Here is a 16,439-nt window from a genome sequence, read left to right as displayed (position 1 = left end):
AGCGCCCCGCGGGACCGAGCGATCGGTCCGCGGGGCGCTGCTGGTGGGTCGGTCAGCCCTGCTTCTTGAGGCGGCTCGCCTCGCGCGCCCGGGTGTTGGCGTCGAGGTTGACCTTGCGGATGCGCACCGCGTGCGGCGTGACCTCGACGCACTCGTCGTCGCGCGCCCACTCGAGGCACTCCTCGAGCGAGAGCAGCTTCGGGGGCGTCAGGCGCTCGAGCTCCTCACCGGTCGACGACCGGATGTTGTTGAGCTTCTTCTCCTTGGTGATGTTGACGTCCATGTCGTCGGCGCGGGCGTTCTCGCCCACGACCATGCCCTCGTAGACGTCGTCGCCCGGCTTGATGAAGAACACGCCGCGCTCCTGGAGCGTCATGATCGCGTTGGGCGTCGAGACGCCCATGCGGTCGGCGACGAGCGCACCGTTGTTGCGGGTCACGATCGAGCCCGCCCACGGCTGCCAGCCGTGCGCGATCGCGTTCGCGATGCCCGTGCCGCGCGTGATGGTGAGGAACTCGGTGCGGAAGCCGATGAGGCCGCGGCTCGGCACCACGAACTCCATGCGCACCCAGCCGGTGCCGTGGTTCTGCATCCCGTCCATGATGCCCTTGCGGGCTGCGAGCAGCTGCGTCACGGCGCCGAGGTGCTCCTCGGGGACGTCGATCGTCAGGTGCTCGAACGGCTCGTGCAGCTTGCCGTCCACCTGGCGCGTGACCACCTGCGGCTTGCCGACGGTGAGCTCGAAGCCCTCGCGGCGCATCTGCTCGACGAGGATCGCGAGGGCGAGCTCGCCGCGGCCCTGCACCTCCCACGCATCCGGTCGGCCGATGTCGACGACGCGGAGCGACACGTTGCCGATCAGCTCGCGGTCGAGGCGGTCCTTCACCATGCGGGCCGTGAGCTTCGAGCCCTTGACCTTGCCGGCGAGCGGCGACGTGTTCGTGCCGATCGTCATCGAGATGGCCGGCTCGTCGACCGTGATGGTCGGCAGCGGGCGCACGTCGTCCGGGTCGGCGAGCGTCTCGCCGATCGTGATGTCGGCGATGCCGGCGACGGCGACGATGTCGCCGGGGCCTGCGCTCTCGGCCGGCACGCGCTCGAGCGCCTTCGTCTCGAGCAGCTCGGTGATGCGCACGTTCTGCACCTCGCCGTCGTGCCGCACCCACGCGACGGTCTGGCCCTTGCGGATCGTGCCCGCCTTCACGCGCAGCAGCGCGATGCGGCCGAGGAACGGCGACGCGTCGAGGTTCGTGACGTGGGCCTGCAGCGGCGCCTCGTCGTCGTACGTCGGCGCCGGGATGTGCTGGAGGATCGCCTCGAACAGCGGCTCGAGGTCCTCGCTGTCGGGCAGCTGGCCGTCGGCCGGCTTGACGGTCGACGCGCGGCCGGCCTTGCCGGATGCGTAGACGACGGGCACGTCGAGCACGGCGTCGAGGTCGAGGTCGGGCACGTCGTCGGCGAGGTCCGAGGCGAGGCCGAGGAGCAGGTCCTGGCTCTCGGTCACGACGTCGTCGATGCGCGCGTCGGGCCGGTCGGTCTTGTTGACGAGCAGGATGACCGGGAGCTTCGCCTCGAGCGCCTTGCGCAGCACGAAGCGCGTCTGCGGCAGCGGGCCCTCGGAGGCGTCGACGAGCAGCACGACACCGTCGACCATCGACAGGCCGCGCTCGACCTCGCCGCCGAAGTCGGCGTGGCCGGGGGTGTCGATGACGTTGATGATCACGGGGCCGTCCGAGGCGTGCGCGCCCACGTACCGGATCGCCGTGTTCTTGGCGAGGATCGTGATGCCCTTCTCGCGCTCGAGCTCGTTCGAGTCCATCGCCCGCTCGTCGTGCGTGTCGTGCGTGCCGAACGAGCCGGTCTGCTGGAGCATCGCGTCGACGAGGGTGGTCTTTCCGTGGTCGACGTGGGCGACGATCGCCACGTTGCGGAGGTCTGATCGCGCGGCGATCGGCATGCAGGTGCCTTCCGATGAGGGGGTGCGCGACGAACGGCCGCGGCGCCCAGTCTAGCGGGCGGCCGCGGCCGTCGGATCTGGCGTCAGATGTTGCGCTCGTCCTCGATGGCCTGCACGTCCTTGCGCTGCTCGACGAGCGCGTCCGGGTCGGCGGCCACGGGGGCATCCGACTCCGGCGACTCGTCGGACGTCTGCGCGAGCACCTGCTGCCGCAGCGCGCGGCGGGCGGCCTGCTTGTCGGGGTCGGGCACCGGGATCGCGGCGATGAGGCGCTGCGTGTACGGCTGCTCCGGCGCGCGCAGGATCGCGTCGCGCGAGCCCTGCTCCACGATCTTGCCGTGGTGCATGACCGCGATGCGGTCCGACATCAGGTCGACGACCGCGAGGTCGTGGCTGATGAAGAGGCACGCGAAGCCCTGCTCGCGCTGGAGCTCGGTGAGCAGCTCGAGCACCGTCGCCTGCACCGAGACGTCGAGCGCGCTCGTCGGCTCGTCGGCGACGAGCAGCTCGGGGCTCATCGACAGCGCGCGGGCGATGCCGACGCGCTGCTTCTGGCCGCCCGAGAGCTCGTGCGGGAAGCGGTTGCGGTAGGACTGCGGCAGCCGGACCGCGTCGAGCAGCTCCTCGACGCGCTTGTCGAGCGCCTTGCCGCGGTGGATCTTCGCGAGGAACATCGGCTCGCCGATGGACTCGCCGATCGGCAGCCGCGGGTTGAGCGACGACGACGGGTCCTGGAAGACGATGCCGACCTTGCGGTTGAGGCTGCGCGCCAGCTTGCGGTCGATGTGCGAGATGTCGACGCCGGCGACCTCGAGCCTGCCCTCGGCGATCGGCTGCAGGCCGATCGCGGCGCGGCCGATGGTCGACTTGCCGGAGCCCGACTCGCCCACGAGGCCGAGCACCTCGCCCGCGTGGATCTGCAGCGAGACGCCGTCGACCGCGCGGAACGTGCCGAGCTTGCCCTTCTTGCCGTACTCGATCGCGACGTCCTCGAGCACGAGCACCGGCGGCGTCGTCGTCGCGGTGGTCTCGGCCTGCCTGGCCTGCTCCGCCGCGCGGGCGTTCACCTCGACGCGCTGCGCGAGCTCGGCGTCGTCGATGTCCTCGTTCGAGGCGAGCGCGAGCGCCGCCGTCAGGTCGATCGCCTCGCCCTCGCCGCCCTCGCCCAGCCGCGGCACGGCGGCCAGCAGCATCTGCGTGTAGGCCGCCTTGGGCGAGCCGAAGATCTCGCGCACGGGACCCTGCTCGACGATGCGGCCCTGCTCCATCACGACGACCCAGTCGGCGAGGTCGGCGACGACGCCCATGTCGTGCGTGATGAGCAGCACCGCGGAGCCGAGGCGGTCCTTGAGGTCGCGCATGAGCTCGAGGATCTCGGCCTGCACCGTGACGTCGAGCGCGGTGGTCGGCTCGTCGGCGATGAGCAGCTCGGGGTCGAGCGCGAGCGCCTGCGCGATCATCGCGCGCTGCCGCTGCCCGCCCGAGAGCTGGTGCGGGTACGACTTGAACGCCTTCATCGCGTCGGGCAGCTCGACGAGCTCGAGCATCTCGAGCGCACGCGCCTTCGCGTCGCTCGGCGACATGCTGCGGTGGATGCGCAGGGCCTCCATGATCTGGAAGCCGACGGTGAAGACGGGGTTGAGCGCCGTCATCGGCTCCTGGAAGATCGCCGACACGCGGTTGCCGCGCACCTGCCGCATCTCGGAGGGGCTGATGCCGGTGAGCTCCTCGCCGCCGAGCTTGATCGAGCCCGCGACGCGCGCGTTCTTCGGCAGCAGGTCGAGGATCGCCATGGAGGAGACGCTCTTGCCGGAGCCGGACTCGCCGACCACGGCGACGACCTCGCCCTTGCCGATCTCGTAGGAGACCTCGCGGGCCGCCGGGATCCAGTAGCCGTCGACCGCGAAGTCGACGCTGAGGCCGGTGATCTGCAGGGCGGGTGTGTCGCTGCCGGTGGAGTGGGTGCTGGTGTGGGAAGTCATGCCGCCTCCTGCAGCGGGGTGTCGGAGTCGTCCGGCGCGGAGGCGCCTGCGACGATGAAGCTGTGTCGAACGACGATCTGCATGCCGTGACCGTCCATTCTCGAGTGAACCGGGGCGTCGCCGTCGCGTGCTGGGCGCTGCTCGCCGTCCTCGGCGCGCTCGTCGCCCTGCAGTCGGAGCCGCGCGGCGCGCTCGCCGCGGTCATCCTGGCGGTGTGGCTCGGCTACGCGGTCCTCGTGTTCCTGTGGGCGCCCGCGCTCGTCGTCGACGACCGGGGCGCGGAGCTGCGCAACCCGCTCCGCACCGTGCGGGTGCTGTGGGATGCGCTCATCCACGTCGACACGAAGTACGCCCTGACGCTCTTCACGCCCGGCCGCAGCTGGCCCGTGTGGGTCGCGCCGCAGCCCGGCGCGCTCGCGGCGCGCCGCGCCGCCCGTCGGGCTCGCGACGGCGACCGGACGGATCCGCGCAGCCCGCTCGACACCGGCGTCCGGGTCGGCGACCTGCCGGGCACCGAGTCGGGCGATGCCGCCGCGCTCGTGCGCCGCCGCTGGGCGGCGCTCGCCGACGGGGGCGCGGACGCCGAGGCGATCGCCGTGCCCGTCACCGTGCACTGGGCGCGCGTGGCCGTGCTGGTCGCCGGCCCCGTGCTCGCCGCGACCGCCCCGCTGCTCGTCTGAGCTCACGAGTGGCGTCACTGGCGGCGCTCCGCGCTCTCGGGCAGCTCCTTCGTGCGGCGCACGGAGAAGCGCTTCTGGCGCGGGTCGAAGGCGTCGCGCAGGCCGTCGCCGACGAAGTTGATCATCAGCGCCGGCATCACGATGAACGCCGCCGGGAACCAGAACAGCCAGGGCCGGGTGGCGAAGGCGGACTGGTTCTGCGAGACCAGCAGGCCGAGCGACGACTCGGGTGCGCGGATGCCGTAGCCCAGGAAGCTCAGCGCGGTCTCGAGCAGGATCGCCGCCGCCGCGATGAGCGACGCCGCGACGATCACGACGCCGATCGCGTTCGGCAGGATGTGCTTGAAGATGATGCGCATGTCGGACGCGCCCGCGACGCGGGCCGCCTCGACGAACTCCCGCTCGCGCAGCGACAGGAACTCGGCGCGCACCAGTCGGGCGATGCCCATCCAGGTGACGAGTCCGAGGGTGATCGCGAGCCACTGCACGCCGAGGCCACCGGTCATGCGGCCGATGACCGCGCCGACGACGATCGCCGGGATGACGATGAAGACGTCGGTGATGCGCATGAGGATCGCGTCGACCCAGCCGCGGTAGTAGCCGGCGAGCGCGCCGACGACCGTGCCGAGGACCGTCGCGACACCGGCGAGCAGGATGATCACGAGGAACGAGTTCTGCACGCCGCGCATCGTCATGGCGAAGTAGTCGACGCCGATGCGGTTCTGGCCGAAGGGGTGCTCACCGAGCCCGAAGCCGGGGCCGGGGATGAGCGACAGCGTCGGCCGACCGCCCTCGAAGGGCGCGCTGGGCGTCACGTAGTCGTACTTCCACCAGCCGGGGATCGGCCCGAGGCCGATCGCCGAGACGGAGAAGACGAAGATGAACAGGAGCAGGACGAGCGAGACCATGGCCGTCTTGTTGCGCACGAAGCGCTTGAGGATGACGCTGCTCTGGCTCTCGCCGACCGTGTGGTCGGTGGTCTTGCCGTTGTCGGGTGCCACGGTCGTCACTTCACCCTCACTCTCGGGTCGAGGAGCGCGTAGCTCAGGTCTGCGATGAAGTTGAACAGGATCGCCGTGATGCCGATGACGAGGAAGTACCCCATGATCGGGTTGAGGTCGACCCGGGCGAGCGAGACGGCGAACAGCGAGCCCATGCCGCTGATCGCGAAGACGCGCTCGGTGATGATCGCGCCGCCGAGCAGCGCGCCGATGTCGGCCGCGACGATCGTCGTGATCGGGATCAGCATGTTGCGGAACGCGTGCCGGGTGATGACGGTGCGCTCCGACAGGCCCTTCGCCCGCGCCGTGCGGATGTAGTCCTGGTTGAGCACCTCGAGGAGGCCGGCGCGCGCGTAGCGCGTGTAGCCCGCGAACGAGATGAGCGTGAGCGAGATCGTCGGCAGCAGGAAGTGCATGATCTGGTCGATGCCCATGAACCACATGTCGCCCTGGAGGCCGACCGTCGCCTCGCCGACCGTCGCGACCGGGCGCTCGTTGATGCGCGGGTGCGCGACGTAGCCGGGCCACGCCTGCAGGAGGCGGTCGGCGACGACGAGCAGGAAGCCGAGGAAGCCGACGAGCATCGACACGCGGACCACGAGGCTGCGATCCGGGCCGCCGATGAGGAAGCCGACGACGAAGCAGATCGCGAGCACCGCGAGCGCGATGATGATGACCGTCCAGATCGTCGAGATCGCGAACAGCGGCTGCAGCAGGAAGTACGAGGCGTAGGCGAGCACGCCCGCGACGCCCGCGCCGAGCAGCACGCGGCGGTTCTCGAAGCCCGACAGCAGCGCGACCACGCCGAAGACGACGCCGGCGATGAGCAGCAGCAGGCCGACCGCGCCGAGGCCCGGGGACTGGAACCAGTTCACCGCGTCCATGTAGACGAGCACGGCGACCGTCGCGGCCGCCGAGACGCCGAAGGTGATGAGGCGGTTGCGCATCGAGCCGGCGACGATGGCCTGGAGGATGAACCCGAGCACGAGCGCGACGATGATCGTCGGCACGATGCCGAAGCTCGAGTCGCCGCTCGAGAACCAGTTGTTGAAGTCGATCGCGATGAACTCCTTCAGCAGCACCGCGACGAGGAACGACGGCAGCGAGTAGAGGAAGAAGCTCACGAACGTCATCACGAGGTCGAACGCCGAGTACTGGCGGAGGGCCGACACGATGCCCGTGATCACGCCGAGGAGGATCGCGAGGATCGTCGACGCCGCCACGAGCCTCACCGTCGAGGTCACGGCGCCCGGCAGCAGCTGGGTCACGGGCGTGAAGTTGAGGTCGACGCCCAGGTCGCACGTGCCGAAGGGCACGAGGCAGCCGGCGGCACCGGCGAGCCAGCCGAACCAGCGCAGCGGCGGCGGGACGTCGAGCGAGAGCCGCTCGATGCGCTGGCCGATGAGCTGCTGCGCGTTCGGGGCGTTGGACGCCTGGAGGTCCTCGAGCGGATTGCCCGAGTTCGCGGCGAGCACGTACATGAGGAACGAGGCCACGAGAAGAGTGAGGATGGAGGCGATGATGCGCCTCACGACGAAGCTGAGCACGGCTCGGACTGCTCCGATCATTCCGGAGACCGCGTGGCTTGTGGCTGCGCGGTCGAGGGTCGGACATGGGATGGCCGTGATTGCCGGGACCGAGGTCCCAGCAATCACGGCCGGGGTCTAACTCACTGGGAGCTGGTGACCGTCAGACTAGCTGACGGGCGTCCACTCCCACGTGTTCCAGATGGAGCCGGTCTGGCCGCCGTTGTAGACGACGCCGTCGACCGTGCCGTTGGTCGCCACCAGGCCGGGGACCTGGAAGAGCGGCAGGCCGTAGAAGTCCTCACGGCTGAGACGGTCGATCTCGATCTGGATCTCGGTGAGGCGCTCCTCGTCGCCGATGATCGTCTGCGACTCCGTCGCCAGCGCGTCCACCTCGGCGTTGGAGTAGCCGTTGTAGTTGCCGCCGCCACCGGTCTGCCAGATCTGCGGGAGGCTCGCGTAGCCGACACCGGGCGAGATCCAGCCGAAGATGGAGGCGTCGTAGGTGCCGCTGCCGAGGAGGCTCGACCAGTCGGGCGAGCCCGCGTCCTCGATCACGAAGCCGGCCTCGGACGCGCTCGCCTGAATGAGCTGGAACGCGTCGACGCGGTTCGGGTTGTTCGTGTTGTAGAGGATGCTGACCGTCGGCGTGGCGCCGGCGAGCAGCTCGCGAGCGCCCTCGATGTCGGGCTCTGCGAAGTCGCTGTAGCCGTTGGCGGCGATGGCGTCCTCGTAGGCCGGCTGGTTGGCGACGAACTGCTGCGAGTTGAGCACCTCGGCGTCGGGCTGGACCGGGGTCACGATCGACTCGAGGATGGCCTGGCGCGGGATCGTCATGAGGAAGGCCTCACGCACGGCCGGGTCCGAGAAGACCTCGGAGTCCATCGTCAGGTCGAGGTGGTCGTACGACAGCTGCGGGCCCTCGATGAGGGTGCCGCCGAAGGCCTCGATCGCCGCGACGGTGTCCGCGGACGGCTGCGGCTCGATGACGTCGACCTCGCCGTTCTGGAGTGCCGTGATCTGCGCGTTCGGGTCACCGATGAAGCGGATGATCAGCTCGTCGAAGGAGGGAGCCATCTCGCCGCGCCACTCGGGGTTGCGCTCGAAGGAGATGAAGCCACCGTCGTCGGCCTGGAAGTCCTTGACGACCCACATGCCGGCCGAGACCAGCAGGCTCTCGTCCTCGGGCATCGACGTGATGTTGTAGCCCGTGTTCCACAGGTCGGCCATCTGGCGGAGCTGCTCGTTCTCGGCGGCGGGCGCAGCCGGGTCACCGGCGGGCGTCTCCTCGAGGAAGGTCGCGAGCTCGGCGACGTCGGCGAAGCCGGCCTTCTCAGCGAAGACGTGCGCGGGCTTGCCGATGAGGTTGACGAGGTTCCAGTCGACGTAGGGCTCGCCGTACGTCAGCGTGAGCGTGCCGGCCTCCTCGTCGATCTCGGGGAACTCGGTCGTGTCGAGGCCTGCGGTCGAGCCGGCGAGCTGGAAGTACTGGTTGCCGCCGGTGACCTCACCCGTCTCCTCGTCGAGCGTGGCGTCGTCGTAGTAGCCCGAGCCGATCGCCCATGCGAGCAGCATGTCGGTGGTCGTCATCGGCGTGCCGTCCGACCAGACAGCCTCGGGGTCGAGGGTGTACTGCACGACCAGCGGGCTCTCGGAGACGAGCTCGATGGTGCCGTTCGTCTCGTCGGGGACGACGTTGAACTCGCTGTCGACGTACAGGAACGAGCCGGGGCCCGTCGCGTTGCCGGTCAGGTAGTCCACCATGCCGTTGGTGTTGAGGTTGGTGTCGGGCGTGGCCGACGTCAGCGCGGTCGCGGCGTTGGTCTGCGCGACGCTGATCGTGCCACCGGTGCCCGGTGCGGCGGAGCCCGACTCCGAGGGAGCGGGCGTGGTCGTGGTGCAGCCCGCGAGCGCGACCATCGCGGCAGTGCCGATGGCCAGCCCGGCGAGCGCGCGACCGCGACGCCTGTTCTTGTCTGTCACTGTTCCTCCTGTGCAAGGTGAGCGGGCGGCCACAAGAGCCGCCTTGCTCGTTGGATAGTCAGCAGTGTATGCACGCGGTTTCCAGCGGGCGCGCACGGCAACACGATCGTTACCAAGTTGGTGCCAATCCGTTCCACGGCCCGTACGACGTAGCGTTGGGGCGTGCATCCGCCCCTCGCCGGCCCCGTCCCGGCCGCAGCTCCCCCGCTCTCGCAGCGCCGCCTGGCGGTCGAGCTCGTCATCGTGCTGCTGCTGTCGCTCGGCGCGAGCGCGCTCTGGTCGGTGCTGCAGTTCGTCGACCTGAGCACCAGGGCGGCGCCGATCGGCGAGCAGCAGGTCGCGCTCAACCCCGCCAGGTCGGATCGCGCGTGGCTCGACCTCAGCTACCAGCTCACCGGCATCGCGCTCGACCTCGTGCCCGTGGCGCTCGTCTGCTGGCTGCTGTGGCGGAGCCGCAGGCCGCACCTCGGCGCCCTCGGCATCGACGCCGCGCGGCCCGTGCGCGACACGCTCTCCGGCGCGCTCCTCGTGCTCGTGATCGGCGTGCCCGGAATCGCCCTGTACGTCGTCGGCCGCCAGCTGGGGCTGACGGTGAGCGTCGTGCCGTCGCCGCTCGACGCCGAGTGGTTCACGGTGCCGGTGCTGCTGCTGTCGGCGCTGCGCGCGGGCCTCACCGAGGAGGTCATCGTGATCGGCTACGCCTTCGAGCGCCTCCGGCGGCTCGGGTGGGGCACCGCCCGCTGGGGCATGTGGCCGATCATCCTCGCCGCGGCCGCGCTGCGCGGCGTCTACCACCTCTACCAGGGCGTGCCCGCGCTGTTCGGCAACCTCGCGATGGGCGTGCTGTTCGGCTGGCTCTACGCGCGCACCGGCAGGCTCGTGCCGCTCGTCGTCGCGCACACCCTCATCGACGTCGCCGTGTTCGTCGGCTACCCGTGGGCGTTCGCGACCTTCCCGCAGCTCTTCGGCTAGCGCTCAGGGCTGCTCGACGCCCCACTCCCACGCGTTCCAGGTGAGGGATGCCGCGCCGGGCCGCGGGGCGATGCCCTGGACGCCCGGGGCGCTGATCGTCAGCTGCGCGGGCTCGACGAGCGGCAGCACGACCGCCGCGCCGACGAGCGACGCCTCGAGCTCGAGCAGCGTCTGCTCGAGCGCGTCCTGGTCTGCGGTCATGAGCGCCTCGTCGAGCAGCGCCTCGCGCGCCGGGTCGGTGCTCGCGGCGAGCCCGCCGTCGCGCCAGCGCTCGACGACGGCTGCCGCGTCCGCGGGCGCGGGCGCGAGCCGCAGCACCGCGTGCCAGTCGTCCTGCGCGAGGCCCGCGGCGAGGTCGTCGACGCCGCAGTCGCGCACGGCCCAGCCCGCGGTCGCGGCCTGCGCGGCGATCGCCGGCAGCGCGGCGGCGGCGAACGCATCCGCCCGGTCGTACCGCACGCACAGCTCGGTGCCGGCGGGGACGCCCACCGCGTCGCGCTCCGCGACCGCGCGCTCCTCGTCGGCGCCGCCGAACGCCTGCGGGAAGCCGGCGTCCTCGAGCGCGTAGTCGTAGATGCGGGTGCCGGGGCGGAACAGCACCGAATCGACGCCCGTCGCCTCGGCGGCCGCCTCCCCGAGCGCCGCCTCGGCGACGCCCCGCCGGTCGATCGCGTGCAGGAACGAGCGGCGGGCGTCGGCCGGCTGGAGCGGGGTGCGGTCGGCGCGCAGCAGGAGCTCCCAGCGGGTGCCGTCGCCCGCGGTCAGGAGCGTCGCGTCCTCGCGGTCGAGGTCGCGGATGGCGTCGCGGTCGGCGTCCGTCGGCCGGATCGTGGCGACGTCGAGCTCGCCGGCGGTGAGCCCCGCGAGCGCCGCCGCGTCGTCGGCCGTCGCGGCGAGCGCGATGCGCTCGACCTGCGGCAGCTGCGCGCCGACGTACTCGCCGTTCGCGATGAGCTCGACGCGCCCGTCGCGCACCGATTCGAGGCGGTACGGGCCGCTCGAGATGCCCGCGGCGCCCGCCGCGCCGTCCGGCAGCGTCGCTGCGTCGACGGTCAGCTCGCTGCTCCAGGCCGCCGCGAGGGTCGACAGCACGAGCGGGTCGGCGCGGTCGATCGCGTCGAGCACGCGCTGCTTCGCCTCCATCGGGTCGCTGACGCCGAACACGCGCTCCCCCAGCACGTGCGCCGGCACGGCGACGTCGAGCGCGGTGCGCCAGTCGGGCACCGGCTGCGAGAAGCGCACGTCGATCGACCTGGCCCAGTCGTCGCGCACCGGCACCTCGGTGGCGTGCACGAGCCCGCCCGGCTCGGCGGCGTCGAACCACACGGCGGCCTCCGGCAGCGCGATCGCGCCGTCGGCGCCCCGCAGGGCCTCGGGGTCGAGGTCGGGCGTCGAGAGCGCGTTCGACGCGGCGAGCCAGGCGAGCATGAGGTCGGCCGCGTCGATCGGTGCGCCGTCCGACCAGCGGATGCCCTCGGCGAGGTCGTAGCGCACGGTGAACGGGCTGTCGGCGACGGCGGTCGCGGTGCCGAAGGACGGGTCCTCGCGGACCTCCCCGTCGGCGTCGACCGTCGCGAACGCCGCCCGCGTCATGGCAGCGACGTCGAGGTTGCCGGGGGTGCGGCCGAGCGTCGACGCCGCGTTCGTCGACGTGAGCTCGCCCGACCAGGCGACCTCGACGCTCGAGCCCGCCTGCACGCGCGGCTCGACCTGCGGCCCGCACGCGGTGAGCGCGGTCGCCACGACCGCCGCGGCGGCGAGCGCGGCGGAGGCGCGACGGATCGCGCCGCGTGCGGGCGTCGGCATCAGGCGAAGGCCTCCACCGGCGGGCAGCTGCAGACGATGTTGCGATCGCCGTACGCCTGGTCGATGCGCGCGACCGGCGGCCAGTACTTGGCGTGCTCGACGCCGGCCACCGGGAACACGGCGTGCTCGCGCGAGTAGGGGCGATCCCACTCGCCGTGCACGATCGAGCCCGCGGTGTGGGGCGCGCGGCGCAGCGCGCTCTCGGCGAGCGGCACCTCCCCGCGGCCGACGGCGTCGGCCTCCGCCTTGATCGCGATCATCGCGTCGATGAAGCGGTCGATCTCGGCGAGGTCCTCCGATTCGGTCGGCTCGACCATGAGCGTGCCCGCCACCGGGAACGACATCGTCGGCGCGTGGAAGCCGTAGTCGACGAGGCGCTTCGCGACGTCGTCGTTCGAGACGCCGGTCGCCTCCTTGAGCGGGCGCAGGTCGAGGATCGCCTCGTGCGCGACCAGCCCATGCTCGCCGGTGTAGAGCACCGGGAAGTGCTCGCGCAGCCGCGCGGCGACGTAGTTGGCCGCGAGCACCGCGCTCGCCGTCGCCTTCGTGAGCCCGTCGAGCCCCATCATGCGCACGTACGCCCACGAGATCGGCAGGATCGACGCGGAGCCCCACGGCGCGGCCGAGATCGGGTTCTCGCCCACGAGCAGGCCGTCGACCGGCGCCGCCGCCTCGCGCGGGTCGCGCGGCAGGAACGGCGCGAGGTGCGCCTTCGCCGCGACCGGGCCGACGCCCGGGCCGCCGCCGCCGTGCGGGATGCAGAACGTCTTGTGCAGGTTGAGGTGCGAGACGTCGCCGCCCATGTCGCCGAACGTCGCGTGCCCGAGCAGGGCGTTGAGGTTGGCGCCGTCGATGTAGACCTGGCCGCCCGCCTCGTGGACGAGGTCGGTGATGCGCCGGATCTCCGACTCGTAGACGCCGTGCGTCGACGGGTAGGTGATCATGAGCGCCGCGAGGTCGCCCGCGTGCGTGCCGATCTTCGCCTCGAGGTCGGCCACGTCGACGTCGCCGTTGCCGCGCGTCGCGACCACCACGACCCGGCAGCCGGCGAGCACGGCCGAGGCCGCGTTCGTGCCGTGCGCCGAGGCGGGGATGAGCACGACGTCGCGGTGGTCGTCGCCGCGCGAGCGGTGGTAGCCGCGGATCGCCAGCAGGCCGGCGAGCTCGCCCTGCGCGCCCGCGTTCGGCTGCAGCGAGACGGTGTCGTAGCCGGTGATCGACGCGAGCCAGTCCGCCAGCTCGTCGATGAGCGCGAGCGAGCCCTCGGCGTCCTCGATCGGCCCGTACGGGTGCAGCTGCGAGAACTCGGGCCAGGTGATGGCCTCCATCTCGGCCGCGGCGTTGAGCTTCATCGTGCACGACCCGAGCGGGATCATGCCGCGGTCGAGCGCGTAGTCGCGGTCGGAGAGCCGCTTCGCGTAGCGCATGAGCTGCGTCTCGGAGCGGTGGGTGCGGAACACCTCGTGCTCCATGAACGGGGTCTCGCGCACGAGCGACGCGGGGATCGCGCGAGCGATCGCGGCGTCGCCGACCTCGGTCGCGGGCGCCTCGGAGACCTCGAGCGCCTCGGTGAGCAGCCGGAAGGCGCCCGGGTCGTCGATCCAGGTCTCGTCGAAGCTCACGTGGAGCGTGTCGTCGTCGATGCGGTGCACGAGGATGCCCGCGTCGCCCGCGGTCGTCTGCAGCTGCGCCGCCCGGCCGGCCACGCGGATCCGCACGGTGTCGAAGAAGGCGTCGTGCACGACCTCGACGCCCGCACCGCGCGCCGCCTGCGCGAAGCGGGTCGCGACGCCGTGGACGCCCTCGGCGATCGCGCGGATGCCGTCGGCGCCGTGGTAGACGCCGTACATCGAGGCCATCACGGCGAGCAGCACCTGCGCGGTGCAGATGTTGCTCGTCGCCTTCTCGCGGCGGATGTGCTGCTCGCGCGTCTGCAGCGTGAGCCGGTAGGCCGGGTAGCCGTCGGCGTCGACCGAGACGCCGACGAGGCGCCCCGGCAGCTGCCGGGTGAGCGAGTCGGCGACGGCCATGAAGCCCGCGTGCGGGCCGCCGAAGCCCATCGGCACGCCGAAGCGCTGCGACGAGCCGACCGCGATGCGCGCGCCCTGGTGGCCGGGCGCCTCGATGAGCGCGAGCGAGAGCAGGTCGGCGGCGGCGACGGGCACGCCGCCCATCCGCGTCGAGGCGGCGAAGATGCCGCTCGCGTCCCAGACGTGCCCGGAGGCGCCCGGCAGCTGGGCGATGACGCCGAACGACTCGGGCAGGTCGGCGGGGTCGGTCTCGGCGAGCGGCAGCTCGACGAGCTCGATGCCGGTCGCGTGCGCGCGGTGGCGCAGCAGCGCCTTCGACTGCGGCAGCAGGTCGGCGTCGACGACGAGGACCGACGACGACGACTTCGAGGCGCGGCGCGCGAGCAGCATCGCCTCGACGACCGCGGTGCCCTCGTCGAGCATCGACGCGTTCGCGATGTCGAGGCCCGCGAGGTCGGCGACCATCGTCTGGAAGTTGAGGAGCGCCTCGAGGCGGCCCTGGCTGATCTCCGGCTGGTACGGCGTGTAGGCCGTGTACCAGGACGGATTCTCGAGGATGAGGCGCTTGATCGGCGGCGGCGTGATGGTGCCGTGGTAGCCGAGCCCGATGGCGCTGCGGCGCACGCGGTTGCGGCTGGCGATCGTGCGGAGCTCGGCGAGCGCCGCCGTCTCTGAGGCGGCCTCGCCGATGCCGGTGCCCTCGGAGCGGATGCCGGCGGGCACGGCCGCGTCCATGAGCGAGGCGAGCGAGTCGAAGCCGACCACCTCGAGCATGCGCTGCTGGTCGGCCGCATCGGTGCCGATGTGGCGCTCGACGAACGGGCGCATCAGTCGGTGAGCTCGCGGTAGGCGGCCTCGTCGAGCAGCGCGGGCTGCTCGCTGAAGCGCACCTTGACGAGCCAGCCGTCGCCCTCGGCGGCGGAGTTGACGAGCGTCGGGTCGCCCGCGACCTCGTCGTTGACCTCGACGACCTCGCCCGCGGCGGGTGCGATGAGCTCGCCGACCGACTTCGTCGACTCGATCTCGCCGATCGCCTCGCCGCTCGCGAAGCTGCGGCCGACGCCCGGGAGGTCGACGAAGACCACGTCGCCGAGCGCCGCCTGCGCGAACTCGGTGATGCCGATCGTCGCGACGTCGCCGTCGGTGCGGACCCACTCGTGGTCCGGGGTGTACTGGGTCTCGCTCATGATCGGGCCTCTCGGGTGTAGAACGGCAGGTCAGTGGCGGCGGCGGGGAGCCGGGTGCCGCGCACGTCGACGGACAGGGAGTCGGAGGTCGCCGAGCCGGGCTCGACGAGGGCCATCGCGATCGGGTGGCCGAGGGTGGGCGACAGCGCGCCGCTCGTCACGGTGCCGACGACGCGATCGCCGTCGAGCACCGGGTAGCCGGCCCGCGGGGCGCGGCGGCCCTCGGCGGTGAGCCCGACGAGCACCGGGGCGTCCGCCGCGGGACCCGCCTCGACGGCGCTGCGGCCGACGAAGTCGCCCTTCGTCTTGAGCGCGACGACGCGGCCGAGCCCGACCTGCGCCGGCAGCGTGTCGAGCGAGAGCTCGTGGCCGTAGAGCGGCATGCCCGCCTCGAGCCGGAGCGTGTCGCGCGCGGCGAGCCCGCACAGCGCGAGCCCGTGCGCCTCCCCGGCGAGCACGAGCGCGCGCCAGAGGTCCTCGGCCGCGTGCGCGGCGATGTACAGCTCGAAGCCGTCCTCGCCGGTGTAGCCGGTGCGGGCGAGCAGCACGTCCTCGCCCTCGAAGACCGCCGGCAGGCTGCGGTAGTAGCGCAGCTGCTCGATCGGCTCGGACTCGAGCCCGATCGCGCCGACGATGGCCGCGGCCGCGGGTCCCTGCACGGCGACGAGCGCCGTGTCGTCGGTCTCGTCGGCGATCGTCGCGTCGAAGCCGGCGACGCGCGCCGCGAGGGCGTCGAGCACCGCGGTGCGGTTCGACGCGTTCGCGACCACGAGGAACTCGCTCGCGCCGGTGCCTGTCCCAGCCGTGCGGTAGACGATCACGTCGTCGACGATGCCGCCCTGCTCGGCGAGCAGCAGCGAGTACTTCGCCTGCCACAGCTCGATCGCCGACAGCCGGCCGGCGAGCGCGTGGTCGAGGAACGCGGCGGCCTCTGCCCCCCGCACGCGGATCTCGGCCATGTGGCTGAGGTCGAAGAGCCCCGCGCGCTCGCGCACTGCCTGGTGCTCGGCGAGGTCGGACCCGTAGCGCACGGGCATCGCCCAGCCGGCGAAGTCGATGAGCTGCGCCCCGGCAGCCTCGTGCACGGCGAGCAGCGGGGTGCGCCCCGCCGCCTCGGATGGGGGTGTGCCGGTCGCGGTCATGAGTCCTCCTGCGTGGTCTGGACTCCCCCTCTGTCGCTGACCGTCGACGGTCTGCTCCAGAGTGGCCTTCCCGCGCGGTTCGAGGACCTGAGAGTTTGGCGGGGAGGCTTGCTCCTTCGGTGCCCCCTGAGGGGCTCTCCCGCGCGGGCGTGCAGCGGCCGGCTGTGCGTGTC

General features: G+C 72.0%; 11 protein-coding genes and 1 riboswitch. Of the genes, 2 read left to right on the top strand and 9 right to left on the bottom strand.

Annotated elements, in window-relative coordinates:
- Positions 1-52 precede the first annotated feature (52 nt).
- Both typA and ABIB37_RS09570 read right to left on the bottom strand, forming a co-directional pair.
- Positions 53-1,957 (bottom strand): translational GTPase TypA, encoded by a 1,905-nt coding sequence (typA, locus tag ABIB37_RS09575; RefSeq protein WP_354259723.1) that lies wholly within the window; start codon positions 1,955-1,957, stop codon positions 53-55.
- An 83-nt stretch (positions 1,958-2,040) separates the two neighbouring features.
- The gene (locus ABIB37_RS09570; RefSeq protein WP_354259720.1) at positions 2,041-3,939 is read right to left on the bottom strand and encodes an ABC transporter ATP-binding protein; all 1,899 of its coding nucleotides are present in this window, start codon (positions 3,937-3,939) and stop codon (positions 2,041-2,043) included.
- Positions 3,940-4,001: 62 nt separating this feature from the next.
- Between ABIB37_RS09570 and ABIB37_RS09565 the strand changes: the two genes are divergently transcribed.
- The gene (locus ABIB37_RS09565; protein WP_354259718.1) at positions 4,002-4,619 is read left to right on the top strand and encodes a PH domain-containing protein; all 618 of its coding nucleotides are present in this window, start codon (positions 4,002-4,004) and stop codon (positions 4,617-4,619) included.
- Positions 4,620-4,633: 14 nt separating this feature from the next.
- Here the strand turns inward: ABIB37_RS09565 and ABIB37_RS09560 are convergent, their stop codons facing one another.
- The 3 genes from ABIB37_RS09560 to ABIB37_RS09550 form a co-directional block, all read right to left on the bottom strand.
- A complete protein-coding gene (locus tag ABIB37_RS09560) occupies positions 4,634-5,629 on the bottom strand; it encodes an ABC transporter permease (RefSeq protein ID WP_354259715.1) in 996 nt (331 codons plus the stop codon).
- Positions 5,626-7,167 (bottom strand): ABC transporter permease, encoded by a 1,542-nt coding sequence (locus tag ABIB37_RS09555; RefSeq protein ID WP_354259712.1) that lies wholly within the window; start codon positions 7,165-7,167, stop codon positions 5,626-5,628. The genes ABIB37_RS09560 and ABIB37_RS09555 overlap by 4 nt, the downstream gene beginning before the upstream one ends.
- A 147-nt stretch (positions 7,168-7,314) precedes the next feature.
- Positions 7,315-9,129 carry an ABC transporter family substrate-binding protein gene (locus tag ABIB37_RS09550; protein ID WP_354259709.1) on the bottom strand — a complete coding sequence of 605 codons (1,815 nt, stop codon included), beginning with the start codon at positions 9,127-9,129 and terminating at the stop codon, positions 7,315-7,317.
- Between the two features lie 162 nt (positions 9,130-9,291).
- Here ABIB37_RS09550 and ABIB37_RS09545 point away from each other — a divergent pair, with 162 nt between their 5' ends.
- On the top strand, positions 9,292-10,101 hold the full coding sequence (locus ABIB37_RS09545; RefSeq protein WP_354259706.1) for a CPBP family intramembrane glutamic endopeptidase: 810 nt from the start codon (positions 9,292-9,294) through the stop codon (positions 10,099-10,101).
- A 3-nt stretch (positions 10,102-10,104) separates the two neighbouring features.
- On the opposite strand, the gene ABIB37_RS09540 is transcribed toward ABIB37_RS09545, so the two are convergent.
- The 4 genes from ABIB37_RS09540 to gcvT are packed head-to-tail and all read right to left on the bottom strand — an operon-like array spanning position 10,105 to position 16,266.
- A complete protein-coding gene (locus tag ABIB37_RS09540) occupies positions 10,105-11,907 on the bottom strand; it encodes an ABC transporter substrate-binding protein (RefSeq protein ID WP_354259703.1) in 1,803 nt (600 codons plus the stop codon).
- On the bottom strand, positions 11,907-14,765 hold the full coding sequence (gene gcvP / locus ABIB37_RS09535) for an aminomethyl-transferring glycine dehydrogenase (protein ID WP_354259700.1): 2,859 nt from the start codon (positions 14,763-14,765) through the stop codon (positions 11,907-11,909). The genes ABIB37_RS09540 and gcvP overlap by 1 nt, the downstream gene beginning before the upstream one ends.
- Positions 14,765-15,124, bottom strand: coding sequence for a glycine cleavage system protein GcvH (gene gcvH / locus ABIB37_RS09530; RefSeq protein WP_123695845.1), 360 nt, complete (start codon positions 15,122-15,124; stop codon positions 14,765-14,767). Before gcvH ends, gcvP begins: the two co-directional genes overlap by 1 nt.
- The gene (gcvT, locus tag ABIB37_RS09525; RefSeq protein ID WP_354259697.1) at positions 15,121-16,266 is read right to left on the bottom strand and encodes a glycine cleavage system aminomethyltransferase GcvT; all 1,146 of its coding nucleotides are present in this window, start codon (positions 16,264-16,266) and stop codon (positions 15,121-15,123) included. Before gcvT ends, gcvH begins: the two co-directional genes overlap by 4 nt.
- Positions 16,267-16,331: 65 nt before the next feature.
- Positions 16,332-16,418: riboswitch (glycine riboswitch) on the bottom strand.
- Between the last annotated feature and the right edge of the window lie 21 nt (positions 16,419-16,439).

The organism is Agrococcus sp. UYP10 (assembly GCF_040547205.1).
Classification (GTDB): domain Bacteria; phylum Actinomycetota; class Actinomycetes; order Actinomycetales; family Microbacteriaceae; genus Agrococcus; species Agrococcus jenensis.
Note: the sequence above shows the minus strand (reverse complement) of the source record. Positions and strands in the feature narration are given on the sequence as shown.

What these genes read in the sequence shown, in the direction of transcription:
- typA (WP_354259723.1), bottom strand. Translation starts at nt 1,957, where the DNA reads ATGCCGATCGCCGCGCGATCAGACCTCCGCAACGTGGCGATCGTCGCC.
- ABIB37_RS09570 (WP_354259720.1), bottom strand. Translation starts at nt 3,939, where the DNA reads ATGACTTCCCACACCAGCACCCACTCCACCGGCAGCGACACACCCGCC.
- ABIB37_RS09540 (WP_354259703.1), bottom strand. Translation starts at nt 11,907, where the DNA reads ATGCCGACGCCCGCACGCGGCGCGATCCGTCGCGCCTCCGCCGCGCTC.
- gcvP (WP_354259700.1), bottom strand. Translation starts at nt 14,765, where the DNA reads ATGCGCCCGTTCGTCGAGCGCCACATCGGCACCGATGCGGCCGACCAG.
- gcvH (WP_123695845.1), bottom strand. Translation starts at nt 15,124, where the DNA reads ATGAGCGAGACCCAGTACACCCCGGACCACGAGTGGGTCCGCACCGAC.
- gcvT (WP_354259697.1), bottom strand. Translation starts at nt 16,266, where the DNA reads ATGACCGCGACCGGCACACCCCCATCCGAGGCGGCGGGGCGCACCCCG.